The sequence below is a fragment of the Xanthomonas sp. WHRI 8932A genome, from assembly GCF_035012785.1.
Classification (GTDB): domain Bacteria; phylum Pseudomonadota; class Gammaproteobacteria; order Xanthomonadales; family Xanthomonadaceae; genus Xanthomonas.
In genome coordinates this window covers 415,170-428,423 of the sequence record NZ_JAYGQQ010000002.1, presented here as the reverse complement: position 1 = coordinate 428,423, position 13,254 = coordinate 415,170, and the positions used below count along the sequence as shown (strand labels likewise).

The 13,254-nt window shown below is 64.5% G+C and carries 12 protein-coding genes and 1 other RNA gene; 2 read left to right on the top strand and 11 right to left on the bottom strand.

The genetic code is table 11. The features are described from left to right. Positions 1–58 precede the first annotated feature (58 nt). A non-coding RNA gene (locus VC212_RS04665) (sX9 sRNA) lies at positions 59–134 on the top strand. A 147-nt stretch (positions 135–281) separates the two neighbouring features. Here the strand turns inward: VC212_RS04665 and folK are convergent. The 5 genes from folK to VC212_RS04640 form a co-directional block, all read right to left on the bottom strand. Further along, on the bottom strand, positions 282–791 hold the full coding sequence (gene folK / locus VC212_RS04660; protein WP_323514342.1) for a 2-amino-4-hydroxy-6-hydroxymethyldihydropteridine diphosphokinase: 510 nt from the start codon (positions 789–791) through the stop codon (positions 282–284). Between the two features lie 92 nt (positions 792–883). Further along, positions 884–2,386 carry a hybrid sensor histidine kinase/response regulator gene (locus tag VC212_RS04655; protein ID WP_115512591.1) on the bottom strand — a complete coding sequence of 501 codons (1,503 nt, stop codon included), beginning with the start codon at positions 2,384–2,386 and terminating at the stop codon, positions 884–886. Between the two features lie 3 nt (positions 2,387–2,389). Next, complete coding sequence (locus tag VC212_RS04650; protein ID WP_055850673.1) at positions 2,390–2,830, bottom strand: response regulator; 441 nt, start codon at positions 2,828–2,830, stop codon at positions 2,390–2,392. After that, positions 2,827–4,638 carry an ATP-binding protein gene (locus VC212_RS04645; protein ID WP_055850670.1) on the bottom strand — a complete coding sequence of 604 codons (1,812 nt, stop codon included), beginning with the start codon at positions 4,636–4,638 and terminating at the stop codon, positions 2,827–2,829. The genes VC212_RS04650 and VC212_RS04645 overlap by 4 nt, the downstream gene beginning before the upstream one ends. Positions 4,639–5,353: 715 nt before the next feature. After that, the gene (locus VC212_RS04640; protein ID WP_055850667.1) at positions 5,354–5,725 is read right to left on the bottom strand and encodes a BON domain-containing protein; all 372 of its coding nucleotides are present in this window, start codon (positions 5,723–5,725) and stop codon (positions 5,354–5,356) included. Between the two features lie 149 nt (positions 5,726–5,874). Here VC212_RS04640 and VC212_RS04635 point away from each other — a divergent pair, with 149 nt between their 5' ends. After that, complete coding sequence (locus VC212_RS04635) at positions 5,875–6,936, top strand: oxidoreductase (RefSeq protein ID WP_055850664.1); 1,062 nt, start codon at positions 5,875–5,877, stop codon at positions 6,934–6,936. 335 nt (positions 6,937–7,271) lie between these two features. Here the strand turns inward: VC212_RS04635 and gnd are convergent, their stop codons facing one another. From gnd to VC212_RS04605, 6 genes are all read right to left on the bottom strand, one after another. Continuing rightward, the gene (gene gnd, locus VC212_RS04630) at positions 7,272–8,213 is read right to left on the bottom strand and encodes a phosphogluconate dehydrogenase (NAD(+)-dependent, decarboxylating) (protein WP_055850661.1); all 942 of its coding nucleotides are present in this window, start codon (positions 8,211–8,213) and stop codon (positions 7,272–7,274) included. Between the two features lie 21 nt (positions 8,214–8,234). Further along, complete coding sequence (locus tag VC212_RS04625; protein WP_236699268.1) at positions 8,235–9,638, bottom strand: hypothetical protein; 1,404 nt, start codon at positions 9,636–9,638, stop codon at positions 8,235–8,237. A gap of 153 nt (positions 9,639–9,791) precedes the next feature. Continuing rightward, on the bottom strand, positions 9,792–10,109 hold the full coding sequence (locus VC212_RS04620) for a glycine zipper 2TM domain-containing protein (protein ID WP_323514343.1): 318 nt from the start codon (positions 10,107–10,109) through the stop codon (positions 9,792–9,794). 124 nt (positions 10,110–10,233) lie between these two features. Continuing rightward, positions 10,234–11,016 carry a DUF2242 domain-containing protein gene (locus tag VC212_RS04615; RefSeq protein WP_055850657.1) on the bottom strand — a complete coding sequence of 261 codons (783 nt, stop codon included), beginning with the start codon at positions 11,014–11,016 and terminating at the stop codon, positions 10,234–10,236. A 73-nt stretch (positions 11,017–11,089) separates the two neighbouring features. After that, positions 11,090–12,154, bottom strand: coding sequence for a DNA methyltransferase (locus VC212_RS04610; protein WP_055850655.1), 1,065 nt, complete (start codon positions 12,152–12,154; stop codon positions 11,090–11,092). After that, a complete protein-coding gene (locus tag VC212_RS04605) occupies positions 12,147–13,247 on the bottom strand; it encodes a hypothetical protein (RefSeq protein WP_055851390.1) in 1,101 nt (366 codons plus the stop codon). Before VC212_RS04605 ends, VC212_RS04610 begins: the two co-directional genes overlap by 8 nt. Positions 13,248–13,254 lie beyond the last annotated feature (7 nt).

The window sequence follows — 13,254 nt, the reverse complement described above, 5'->3', positions numbered from 1 at the left end:
CGGCTAGCAGCACGACTGCGCTAACCGCCAGGCGGGCGCGGCCGATGCTCGGTGCGGTAGTGCCACTCGTACATTGCGGTTCTGAGTGCGACGCCCACAGCTGCCTGATGACTGCTCACCACGTTTTGTTAGCCGCTCTAGAGCAGACGTCGCACGAACGCACGCGCTACGTGAAGCGCATCGTCAGCGATCGGCGTGCGAAGCGCATAGGCCGATCCGCGCCGAACTGACTTCCCCTCACCACCACATTGCAGCACGACCAGCCGCACTGCACACCTGCGCTACTGCGCGGCACTCAGCGCAGGCGCATCCAGCGGCACTGTCGCAAATGCGCTGCCGTACTGCGGATGCGCCTGCCACAGCGCGGCGAGCGTGCGTCCGCTCAGCGGGTCGACAAAGTCCGGCGCGATATCGGCCAGCGGCTTGAGCACAAAGGCATGCTTGAGCTCGGGACGCGGGATGCGTAGATGCCCGGGGCCTTCGACAATGCAATCGCCGAAAAACACCACATCCACATCCAGCGTACGGTCGCTGAAACGCGGTCCGCTGCGATCGCGACCATGCGCGTCTTCCAGCGCATGCAGCCACTGGTCGAGGGCATGCAGGTCCAGATCGGTCTGCAAGGCCACGGCGTTGTTGACGAAGTCCGGCCCATCGAAGCCCACCGCCGGCGTGCGATACGCCGGGGAGACGTCGAGCTGGCCGAAGCGCGCGCGCAAGGCGGCGACGGCCAAGCGCAGGTAGTGAGTCGGCTGGACATTGCTGCCGAGGCTGAGGAGCACGGTGGTCATACGGTATTCGCGCATGCGGCCGGCGTCAGCGTCAACTGTTGCTGCGCGCTGCAGGTACATCAGCGCACGCGCAGCGCGCGTGCGTGCGTGGCTCAGGCCATTTCCAGCGCATGCGCTACCGCGCGAAATACACGGCGCATTTCCAGCGGTTTGCGCAACACGTGCACCGGGATGTCGGGAGGAAAATGCGCACGCTGCAGCGGCGCGCCGACGTCTTCCAGCACGATCGCCGGACCCTGGTAGCCCAGCTCCTGCATGCTCAGCAGCACGCTCACCGCCGATAGCAAGATGATGTCGCTGTCGATGATCACCAGATCCGGCATCGCGTGCTGCTGCACCAGTTGCAGCGCAGCGGCGCCATCGGTGGCCAGCTGCGGCTGATAGCCCTGGCTGGACAGCGCATTACCCAGCAACGACAGCCGCGTGGCTTCGCCATCCACCAGCAGAATGCGCTGCCCCTGGCCCAGCGCCAGCGGCGGTTCTGTATCGGCAATGGTCACCGAGGCCGCGCGCATCGGCACGATCATGTCGAAGCGCGTGCCTTCGCCCAGCCGGCTGTCGACCTGGATGTTGCCACCGTAGCTTTCCACGATGCGTTTGCACGAAATCAGCCCCAACCCGGTGCCATCGGCCTTGGTCGTGAAAAAAGGACTGAACAGGCGTGCGCGCGTTTCATCGGTCATGCCCACGCCGGTGTCGGCCACGCTCATGCGCACGCGCGTGGCATCAAAGCGATCGGCCGACAGCACCAGGGTGCCGCCGCCGGGCATCGCCTGGATCGCGTTCAAGCCCAGGTTGAGCAAGCACTGCTGCAATTCGGTGTAGTTGGCTTCGATGGTCAGATCCGAGGCGATCATGTCCATCTGCAGCCGCACGCCATCGGGCAGGCTGCTCCGCAGCAGCATCTGCACCGCCTGGAACAGTTTGGCAATGGACACCTGCTCGCGCGGCTTGTTGGAGCCACGCACGAACGACAGCATCGACTCGGCCATGTCATGCCCGCGCCGGCCGCATTCGGCCACCACATTGGCCAGCTGACGCAGCTGCGGGTCGTCGGTCCGCCCGGCCAGCAGGTCGGGCACGATCAGCAGCGGCTGCAGGATGTTGCGCAGATCGTGGCTCAGGCCGGCCGCCAGCATCGCCAGGCTTTCCAGTCGCTGCGCACGCATCAGCTCGCTTTCCACACGCTGGCGCTCGAGCTCCGCACGCGCCTCGCGGATGGCGCGCATTACCGCGCTCGGCAGCCGGGTGGGGTTGTGCTTGATGATGTAGTCGTTGGCACCGTCCTGCAGCGCCTTGACCGCGGTCTCCTCCCCCATGGTGCCGGAGACGAAGATGAAGGGGGTGGCGCCGTTCTGACGCACCAGGCGCAGTGCCTGGTAGCCGGAAAATCCGGGCATGCTCAGATCCGACAACACGATGTCCGGCTGAAACGCCTCCAGCGCGCTGCGCAGCGATGGCTCGCTGTCCACGCGCTCGAACGCCGCATCGATGCCGGCATCGAGCAACTGATCGGACAACAGCTCGGCATCTTCCGGTGAATCTTCCACCAGAAGGATCTTCAGCTGCTCCAGTTTGCCACCCTCATGCGGCATGGGTCAGTCCAGCTCCGGTGCCTGATTGATCACCGCCCAGAACGTGCCGAGCGTCTTGACCGCGGTAAAGAACTGATCGACATCCACCGGCTTGACCACGTAGGCATTGACGCCCAGGTCCCAGCTGCGGGCCAGGTCGCTCTCTTCGCGCGAGGACGACAGGATCACCACCGGAAGGCGCTTGAGTGCCTCATCGTTGCGCACCTGCTTGAGCACTTCCAGCCCATCCAGGCGCGGCATCTTGATGTCCAGCAGCAGCACCGCCGGCAGGCCTTCCTCGCGGTTGGCATAGGCGCCGCGGCGCAGCAGGTAATCCATGGCTTCCACGCCGTCTTCGACGTGCACGATGGGGTTGGCAAGACGGGCGTCGCGCAGGGCGTCGACTGCCATCTCGGCATCGGCCGGGCTGTCTTCTGCCAGAAGAATGGTACGGATGGCGGTCATACACTGAACTCTTGGTTGGGCGCTTCAAGCGCGGGAGGAAGCTCGAAATAAAACGTGGCGCCTTCATCGACGACGCCTTCAGCCCAAATGCGGCCACCGTGACGCGCCAACACACGCCGCACGCTGGCCAGACCGATGCCGGTGCCAGCGTATTCGCTGGCCTTGTGCAAGCGCTGGAACACGCCGAACAACTTGCCGCTGTACTCCATATCGAAGCCCGCGCCATTGTCGCGCACGCTGAACTGATGGCCGCCGTCGGCCATCGGCGTGTAGCTGACCTCGATCCTGGCCACCTCGCGCTTGGCGCTGTACTTGACCGCATTGCCCAGCAGATTCATCCACAGCTGGCGCATCATGTTTTCGTCGGCCACCAGCACCGGCAACGGCGCGACATGCCAGTCCACACGGTGGCCGGTATTTTCGCTCTGCACGTTGGAATCCAGGATCGCACGCGTCTCGGCCACCAGCGATTGCATATCCACCGCCTGCAGCCGCAACGCGCTGCGACCCAGGCGCGAATACACCAGCAGGTCGTCGATCAGCGACGCCATGCGCCGCGCCGAGGAACTGATCACTTCCATGTAGTGACGCGATTTTTCGTCCGCCGCATCGCCCAGGTGACGCGCCAGCTTGTCCGAAAAACCGGCCACGTGGCGCAGCGGCGCGCGCAGGTCGTGCGATACCGAATAGCTGAAGGCTTCCAGTTCGCGGTTGACCTCAGACACCTGCTCCACCTTGCCCTCCATCTGCCGGTTGAGCTCCTGGATGCGCAGTTGCGAGGCCTTTTGCAGGCTGATGTCGCTGACCGTCATCAGTACCACGTCTTCGTCGACGGTGTCGGGCAGCGGCATGCGGCGGGCGTTGATCAGCATGGTGCGCAACACGCCATCGGCGGCGCGCTGCTCATGCTCGAAGTCCCACAGCTCGCGGCCACGCAGCAATACGTCGGCCAGGCGCTGATGGAACAGCGGATCGCGCCAGACCCCCTCGCCCACATCTTCCAGCGCCATCAATTCGTTGCCGCGCTCCTCCAGGCCGTACAACTCGGCGAAGGCGGGGTTGTGCAGCACGATGCGTTGATTGGTATCCAGCAACACGATCGGCTCGCGCACAGTCTGCAGCACCGAACTGGCACGGCCGCTGGCACGCAAATATTCCTGCTCGGCGGCGAGACGGCGGCGGATCTGCCGCTGCAGCAACCAGATCACTGTCGCCAGCAAGAGCAACTGCACGGCCAGCGCGGCCCAGCTCAGCACCGCGTAGTGCAGGCGCTCGGTGTCCGCGCGCGCGTTGCGCAGGGTCAGCAACCGGCCCTCGGCACCCTGCAACTCATCGATCAGCACACGGATCGGGTTGTTCAAGGTCATATCGTCGATCAGCGCGCGAATCTGTGCCTGCCCGGTGGTCACCGCAATCCGCTCGGCCAGCAACAGCCGACGCTCGATGGTGCTCTGGATACGCCCCATGCGCACTTGCTGCGCCGGGTTGTCCTTGGTCAGTTCGATCAATCGCTCGACCGCAGCCAGCGACTCGCGACGGCCACGCCGCATGCGTTCCAGCAACGCCGGGCGCTCCACGCCGTGCGAGCGCATCAACGCGGCCGATTCGGTATCGCGCATTGCCGCTTCCAACCGCTGCGCGGTCTCCTGCACTTCCTGGCTATGCGACACCCACACTGCCGCCTGATTGGCGTTGCGCGCCATCTGCTGCAGCAGCAACGACGGCACCACCACAATGAGGCACACGGCAACCGCCAATAAGGGCAGGCGCCAGCGATCCCATCTGTCTGCTTGGACCGTTGTCTGCATTGCTAGGTCTGTATCCGTTCGCTGCACGTGCCTAAAGACGCGTCGGTATTGTCTCCGATCACACCCCAAGCGAGATGAATGATTCAGCCCATGACACCGCCATCGTGACATAGCTGAATGGGCATATCATAAGTGCAGCAAAGGTGAAAATGGCGCGAGAAGGCCGCCGTTTGTCGGCGCCGTGGTGACCGATGGGCCCTGGGCGAGCCCAACGGGGCGCACCACACCACTACTGAGCAGCTGCATGCCTACGTTCGATCCTGAGCGCTGCCACGCATAGACGCTCACCTGATGCGATCGCGCGTCGATAGGTACGGATCCCCGCCACTACCGAAGGCATCGCCATCCACATCAGAAGACGGCAAGGTCCGCTGCAATGATCCCAAGTCGACGGCATGATCGGATACCAATCAATGCGTCGCCGTAGACAGTGACCGAAGCGTCGATGTCCGTCACCGGCACACAGAGCATCTAACGACGACAAGCTACGCCAACAAAGTAGCCAACAAAACGTAGCGAGCAGATGCTGGGCAGTAAAGCGAATCAGCGCCTGCCAGCACCGCACAGCAAGCCACCGTTCCAGCGCTGATCGCGCGAGCATGCCGACAAGTGGCTTCCCTGACGACGCACAAAAAAAAGCGCACTCCGTAGAGTGCGCCTCGTGCCCGGTTCAACTGCCTCGCCGCAGCTGGCCCAGCATTCGCTGCCGCTGCAATTACATCTTCGCAGCGACGACCTTCAGGCCGGTCGACTTGACGCTCTTGACGCCTTCGATGCCCTTGGCAACAGCCACGGCCTTGTCGTGCTCAGCCTGGGTCGCAACCGAACCGGTCAACATCACGATACCGTTCTTGGTCTCGACCTTGACGTCGGTGCCAGACACGTTGTCAGTGGCGAGCAGATCGGCCTTGACCTTGGTGGTGATCCAGGTATCGGTGACCGGCTTCTTGGATTCATTCATGCCGGCGGCGTGGTCCTTGTGCGCGCCCATGTCCTGCGGCGCAGCAAATGCCTGCGAAGCACCCAGGGTCAGACCGAGCGACAACGACAGCGCCAACAGCTTGCGTGCATGCATCATGTTCTTCATTCGAATCACTCCCGTTGAATGTGGCTGCAGCTTGCGGCGGCGGTCGTCGCGTACACGTGACCGTTGCATGCAGAGGTTGTGAACCCCGCGCACACGGGTGGGTGCAATACCATGCAGATTCCCTCGTTCGTTGCGATGAACCGTTTTCAATGGCTAAACCGTTCAATCTGGCCGTCGTCGGCTACGGCTATGTCGGCCACACCTTCCATGCGCCGCTGATCGCCAGCACGCCGGGCCTGCGCTTGCACAGCGTGGTGTCGTCCAAACCGCAACAGGCGCAAGCCGATTTCCCGGAGATCAGCGTCGTTGCCGACCTCGACAGTGCCCTGGCCGACCCGGCACTCGACGCCGTTGTGCTTGCCACACCCAATCAGACCCATGCGCCATTCGCATTGCAGGCACTGGCTGCGGGCAAGCACGTATTGGTCGATAAACCCTTTGCGCTGGATGCCGCGCAGGCGCGTGCCATGGTCGACGCTGCCGCGGCAGCCGGCCGCGTCATCAGCGTGTTCCAGAATCGACGGTGGGACGCAGACTTTCTGACCGTGCGCCGCCTGATCGACGAAGGCCAACTGGGCGAGGTGGTGGAGTTTCATTCGCACTTCGACCGTTATCGGCCGCAGGTCCGCGACCGCTGGCGCGAAAGCGATATCCCGGGCGCAGGCCTGTGGTACGACCTGGGCCCGCACCTGCTCGACCAGGCATTGCAACTGTTCGGCGCACCGCAGGCGATCGCTGCGGATTTGCAGCGCCAGCGCAGCCAGGCGCGCAGCGACGATTATTTTCACGTCACCCTGCATTACCCGCGGCTGCGGGTGATCCTGCATGCCGGCTCGCTGGTCGCCGACAACCGCCTGCGGTTTGCCGTGCACGGCACGCGCGGCAGTTATCTCAAGCACGGCCTGGACACGCAGGAAGACCAGCTGCGCGCCGGGCGTCGTCCTGGCACGGTTGGCTGGGGCGTGGACCCATTACCGGGCACGCTCACCCGCGTGGACGAAGAGGGCCGCGTACACACCCATCAACCCGACAACCTGCCCGGCGATTATCGGCAATGCTATGCCGCCTTCCGCGATGCGTTGGCAGGCAACGGCCCGGCACCGGTCGATGGCGCAGACGCGGTGCAACTCATGCGCTTGCTGGAACTGGCGCAGCACAGCGCTGCGACCGGACAGGTGCAATGGCTGGATGGTGAGCGCACGCTCCGATGACGCAGGCATCGGCTGCTTGCGCAGTTAAAGCGTGCAGCCGATGCAGGAAAATGTCTGGCCATCGTGCACTGCCGCTTAAAGGCGTGCCATGCGCGTGATGCATGCATGCGCAGCGTCGCTGCATCGATCTGGCGCACCGCGCCGTAGTTCTTAGCTGCCGAACACGCGCTACATCAGGCACGCAGACCGAAGTAAAACCGTGGCCGCTGAGGGTCGAGCGACCCACATCGTGAGCAGCATCGCCCACGCGTAGAACGCGTACGCGGATCGAGCGAATTCCAATCGAGCAACGACCGCGCCGCCGTTCGGCAACCGCGGCCGTGTCAGCGACGCGCTTACGCGTCCTTGCTGCCGATCGCCGGCGCTGCAGCGGTGGTGGTCTTCACTGCATGCCCACCGAACTGGTTGCGCATTGCCGCCAGCAATTTGTCGGTGAACGAATCCTTGTCGCGCGAACGCAACCGCTCCATCAGCGACAACGTGATGATGGGTGCAGACACTTCCAGGTCGATCGCCTCAGCCACCGTCCAGCGGCCCTCGCCCGAGTCGGCTACGAACGGCGCGATACCGGACATGGTCGGGTTGTGTTGCAGCGCATCGGCAGTCAGGTCCAGCAACCACGAACGCACCACGCTCCCGTCGCGCCAGATCTCCGAGACCTGGTGCAAATCCAGCGCAAAATCGGTCTTGTGCTGCATCAGTGCGAAGCCTTCGGCGTAGGCCTGCATCATTCCGTACTCGATGCCGTTGTGGACCATCTTGGTGAAGTGGCCAGCACCGCTCGGGCCCACCCGCCCCCAGCCCTTGTCCGCCGCAGGCGCCAGCGTGGCCAGGATCGGATGCAGCGTGGTCACTGCGGACTCTTCGCCGCCAACCATCAGGCTATAGCCTTCTTTCAGGCCCCAGACGCCACCGCTGGTGCCGCAGTCGACGAATGCAATACCGCTTTCCTGCAGTTGCGCCGCGCGACGTTGCGAATCCTTGTAATACGAATTGCCGCCATCAATGACGATGTCGCCGGCCTGCAACAACGGCAGCAGTTGTGCCAGCGTGTCGTCGACGATCTTGCCTGCCGGCACCATCAGCCACACCACGCGCGGGCTCGGCAGCGCAGACACCAGCGCTGCCAACGCATCGGCAGTGACAATGCCCTTGGCCTGTGCGCTGCTACGCGCGCTATCGCCGGGATCGTAGCCGTGCACACGATGCCCGCCGTGCACCAGACGCTCGGCCATGTTGGCGCCCATGCGGCCCAAACCCACCATACCCAGTTCCATAACCACTCCTCAATGATCTGATCAGTGCAGGGTGCCACGCCGGGCGTACGCCGGCGTGGCGGAATTTTCAATGGATTGTTCCGTGACGGTGCTGGCGCCGCACTGTTGCAGCTGCCAATCGATCCATCGCCAGTACAAGGTGGTGCGCAGATTGTGCAAGGTCAGGTCGATCGCATATGGGGTGCGCGGGTTGCGATCGAGCAGGCGCGCGACGTGATAGCCGATCGGCTTGGTGCCTTTGGGATGCACATACACCAGAAAGCCTTGGTAGAACGGATCGTCCAGCAACGTCTGCAGTTCCTGCAGCCGCGCCTGCTGCTGCGGATCAAGCGTTGCCCGCAACGCCGCGTCGCGCTCGTACAGCAACCGCTCGAACCGTCGCTTGCCGGGCCCATGCAGCTGCCTGGAGAGTTCCCAAATCTGCCGGTTGATCGTGTCGTAATGCGCAAAGCCGCCGTGCCGCGCCAACGCCTGCGCCGCCGCATCGCTGACATCCACCACCACGAAGTTTTCGGCCTGGTTATGGATATCGTCCAGATACGCCTTGTCGAACACATGCGCGATGAAGCCTGGCGCACCGACAAACGCCTGGCGCCCCAGTTGCGCGGTCTTCACCGCTTTACCGTCGGCAAAAAATTCGCCGGCGTGTGCGCCAAGCAGAATGCTGTCGGTGTCGTGCAAGGTCAAAAATGTACCGATCGACAGTTCGCCCGGCGTAAATACCTGATCGAATCCGGCATCGCCATACAGTTCGCGCTGCGTGGCGAGCTGGGCCACCTGCCGCCCAACGCCGCATTCGGAACGCACCTGTCCGCGATAGAACGCGTCCAGCGCCTGCGCATTGCTGCCGCGTGGCTGATAGCCGCGGCCAAAGCTCTTGAATCCACTCCAGCCCTGCGCAGCGGCGCCACGCCAGCCGAAGCCGATCCAGCCCAGTTGCAACGCAGAAAACCGGTAATGCGGATTGTCTTGCAGTTGGGTGACGGCGCGCCGTGTGGCGGCGCCAATGTCGAATCCGTAGGCGCATTGGGTAGCGGAATCGTCCAACAGTGCTGTCAGCGCTACGCCGCGTTGCTGCGCGTCCCAGCCCGCCGGCAATGTGATCTGCAGATCGCCCGCTGCGCGCGCCTGCGCAAGCGAGGCCCGCGTACAGGGCGCGCCGCGCTGGATGATTGGCGCACTGATCGACGCACTGTTGATGCTCCAACCCAATCGCCGTAATAACGCTTCCACGCAATCGGGTGCGGCCGTGCTGGCCGTTTGACTTGGTGCAGCAGCGGCCACGTGCAGCAGCTGCAGACCGCACAGCGCCACTGCACAGAACAGCGTAGCCACGCGGCGCCACGCGACGTGCCGCACGCGTGTGTGCGCTGCAGGCGTGGATCGCACCGCCCAGCGTCTGCTCTGCACCTGGAATGCACTCATCGAGCGGAGAAGTGGATTGGCAGCACAGCGCTGCTCCTGGACCAAAACAAAGCCCCGGCAGGACCGGGGCTCATGACATTCACTGCATCACGCTCAGCGACGTTCGCAGACGCGCTCGACCTGGCGATTGCCGTTAGCTTGCTGGCGGTTGCCCTAGATGGTGCGGCCTGCCGCGCCACCGGCAACCGCGCCTGCCACGGTGGCGAGCTTCTTGCCGTTACCGCCGCCAACCTGGTTACCAAGCAGACCGCCGATGGCTGCGCCGGCAAGCGTGCCGCCGATGCGATTCGGGTCGGTGGAATTCTTCTGCACCTCGACGTTCTTGCAGCGCACGCGCGTACCGTCATTGAACCTGCGGCCTTCGTCTGCCGTGGTGTAACGGTGCTGCGAGTAGTTCTGCGCTTGCGCGAAGGTGCTCGTCGCCATCAGAGCGATCAGGGACATACCCATCAGGGAATTGCGCATTTTCATCGTACGTCTCCATCGTTCTCGCCCATTCGGCGAGCCATGGCTGCACTCTGGCCACTGGGTCGAGAACACAACGTGAAGCGCAAAACCCTCTATTCAGGCTTTGGAGCGGTGCGTGAATCGCGCGTCACGGTTGAGTGGCGGGTCCACTCTGCGGCACGTTGGCCGGCGCTGGTGGCGGGTCCTGCGCTTCGACCGGCAACGGTGCGACGGGCGGCTGCTCGACCGTGGTTGGGCTCGGTGCTGCAGCGGTTGGCGCACCAGGCGCGCTGACCGCCGGTGTCGGCGCCGCGGCGGGCGGTGCGGCTGGTGCCGCCGGCGGGTGCGGGGCTGCCGGTACCGGCGCAGGCATCGCGGCGGCAGCAGCAGGCGCCGCTTCGGTCACCTTGGGCAGATAGGAGTTCAGTCGTTCGAAAAAGCGCTTGTAGAAGGCCGCGTCCTGCACCGTGGTGCTGGACACGCGCACCAGCGAGTCGCCACTGCTACCCACCGGCAACGACAACGAGCCGAGCACGCCCACACCCACGCTGGCCGAGGTGGAGCTCTTCTTCAATGCGTATCGATCCTGCAGCGCGCTGACGAAGATCTGCGCCTTGCCACCGTCCTGCGTGGCGCAGGAAATCCGTAGATTGAGCTGCTCGCTCTGGTCGGCTTCCTTCAGCTGGAAGTTCTTGCTGCCTTCCACCGCCGCGGCATCGGCACGCGTCACGGCGTAGCCCTGACTCAACAGCACGCGCCGTGCGGCTTCGCAGGCCTGTGGCGAGCTGGCCGCCACGCTGCGCGAATACGTATCGTCGGAATTGAACGACTCGCGCATCAGCATGGTGTCGCCCTTGCTGCCGCCGCAGCCCACCAAGGTTGCCAACGCGCCAAGCAGCGCGCCACGCGCGATCAGGGAAGTACACGACATGAGAAGACTCCGGCATCCAAAACCGGGCAAAGCATAGCTGCAACCGATGTGCGCGCGGCGTCGTGTTGCCGGCTCAGGGCATCGGCGGTTCATCCGCTGGCAGTTGCAGGTCGACCTGCAGGCGGCTGCCATCGGCACCGATCCGCTCGGCGCGCAGGTAGTGATGCGCACGTACCGTTGCCAGCGCCACCGGCGCGCGACAGGGCTCGCCCCACAGGCTCAGATTGAAACCCTGCACCTGCAGCCAGCTGGTCAGGCGGTCCCACAGCGGCTGCTCGGCGCGCAGCATCAGGTCCAGATCCGCCGGGCCTTGCGGCACCAGCGCAGGCGATTGCAGCCAACGCGCATAACTGCCGTGCACTACCACCGGCACGCCAAGCGCCTGCACGGCCTGCAGCAGCTGCGCCGCCTGCTGTACATCCAAGCGGGCGCGGCAGTGCTGAAAGATCAGCGCGTACTCGTGGCTGCGATTGCTGGCGGTGCCTGCATGGTCCAACCCAGCCGCAGCACGCGAATAACACAACACCCGCTCGTCATGCAGTGTGAACAGGCTGCCGAGGATCCGGCCCAACTCCCAGGCCTGCGGGATCATGTGCCCGCCCACACGCACATTCTCGACCATGGCCACGCCGAATGCGCCCGGACGCAACTGCCGCCGCAACGCGTGAAACACCGCGCGTATGCCTGCCAGATACCCCGCGTAGTCGGCGCTGGCATACAGCTGCCCAGCCACGGACGCACCGCGCCACTGGCAACCGAAATACGGCACGTTGGTCAGGCACAGATCGATCGGCGCAGCCGGCGCGGTCTGCACCAGGCTACCGACCACGATCGGCGCATCCACGCCGTGCCGTTGCAGCCGCGTGCGTGCCAGCTGCGCACGCGCCTCGTCGATCTCCATGCCGTGCGCGTTGCGGCCTTCAATGGCCGCAGCCAGCAACGTACTGCCGAACCCGCAGAACGGGTCGAACACCTGCTCGCCCGGCTGGCTGAAATGGCGCACGAACGGCCGCATCTGATTGACCCAACCACAGTCGCGCCCGTTGAGCGGGTCGCGCGCACGCAGGTCGTCGGGGAGTGCCCAGGCCGCATCATCGGCTGCCGGCGTCCACCAGCTGCGCTGATCGAACTCATCCATCTGCTGCGTCCCATAGCACATCGGCATCCGGGTCCCATCCCGCGCACAACCGGCCGTTGGCGAAGAACACCAGCTTGTACACATCGCCGGTGGCATGGCGCGCGTGCATCGCCGCGTAATCGGCGCTTTCGAACACTACTTGCATGCCATCGTCGCTGCGCATCCGCACATTCCAGAAGTAATACCCTTCCGTCATGCCGTCCAGCTGCCAACGCGACCACCACGGCTGCTGCATGCACTCGGCCAGCAGATGCTCCACACCGATGCGGTGCTGCTCGATGTAACGCAACGTGCCGTTGTTGCGATACGCATCATCCAGCCGCGACAACTCGCGGAAGATCACCTGACCTGCGCCGCAGCTGCGCGCCCACGCGATATACCGCGCGATCTCCTCGGCGCTGCACACCCCGCCCCGTTGCACGATGCACACCAGCCGCACCGGCAGACGTGCAGCAATGCGACGTGCGGTCTGCACGAACGTCGTGGCATCGGCGATGGGCTCGTCCGCGCGGAAGCGCATGATCGCGTCGTTATGCGCCTGCAACGGGTGGTGACGCGACAGCTCGATCCAGGACACGCCGAAATCGACCAGCGCATCGAGCAGACGCTCAGCGTGCGCTCGCGCCAGGCCTGCACCATTGCTGTACAGCACGCGCTGCTCGACGCGCGGGCCATTGGGCGTGGTCGCCAAGGTGTGCAGCAAGGTCAGCAGCCACTGCGCGTCGTCGGTCATTTCCAGGCCCGACAGCGAATACGACAACGGCACCGCATGCAGCAGCTGCAGTGCGCTGCGCAACTGCGCGAAATAGTCCGGGCCCGGACGCAGCATCGACCCCGCCAGACCGCCCGCGTGCTGCCGCAGATTCTCCGAACAAAACCCACAACGCGCCGAACAGGGCCGCACCGAGGCGTACGGCGTCAACGTGATCGGCAGCGCAACCCGATAGCGGCGTGCGCCGATCTGCAACGCATGCCATCGGTTGCTGTCGTCCTGCAGCGGCACGCGCCGCTGCAGGTTGGGCGCCGTGGCGCGCAACTGCGCCAACAGCGGTGAGGCAGGCAGCAGCGGCACAGCATCGATGGAAGCGGGCATCGGCATG

Coding starts and splice junctions, on each gene's coding strand:
- folK (WP_323514342.1), bottom strand. CDS start 791: ATGACCACCGTGCTCCTCAGCCTCGGCAGCAATGTCCAGCCGACTCAC.
- VC212_RS04655 (WP_115512591.1), bottom strand. CDS start 2,386: ATGCCGCATGAGGGTGGCAAACTGGAGCAGCTGAAGATCCTTCTGGTG.
- VC212_RS04650 (WP_055850673.1), bottom strand. CDS start 2,830: ATGACCGCCATCCGTACCATTCTTCTGGCAGAAGACAGCCCGGCCGAT.
- VC212_RS04645 (WP_055850670.1), bottom strand. CDS start 4,638: ATGCAGACAACGGTCCAAGCAGACAGATGGGATCGCTGGCGCCTGCCC.
- VC212_RS04640 (WP_055850667.1), bottom strand. CDS start 5,725: ATGAAGAACATGATGCATGCACGCAAGCTGTTGGCGCTGTCGTTGTCG.
- VC212_RS04635 (WP_055850664.1), top strand. CDS start 5,875: ATGGCTAAACCGTTCAATCTGGCCGTCGTCGGCTACGGCTATGTCGGC.
- gnd (WP_055850661.1), bottom strand. CDS start 8,213: ATGGAACTGGGTATGGTGGGTTTGGGCCGCATGGGCGCCAACATGGCC.
- VC212_RS04625 (WP_236699268.1), bottom strand. CDS start 9,638: ATGAGTGCATTCCAGGTGCAGAGCAGACGCTGGGCGGTGCGATCCACG.
- VC212_RS04620 (WP_323514343.1), bottom strand. CDS start 10,109: ATGAAAATGCGCAATTCCCTGATGGGTATGTCCCTGATCGCTCTGATG.
- VC212_RS04615 (WP_055850657.1), bottom strand. CDS start 11,016: ATGTCGTGTACTTCCCTGATCGCGCGTGGCGCGCTGCTTGGCGCGTTG.
- VC212_RS04610 (WP_055850655.1), bottom strand. CDS start 12,154: ATGGATGAGTTCGATCAGCGCAGCTGGTGGACGCCGGCAGCCGATGAT.
- VC212_RS04605 (WP_055851390.1), bottom strand. CDS start 13,247: ATGCCCGCTTCCATCGATGCTGTGCCGCTGCTGCCTGCCTCACCGCTG.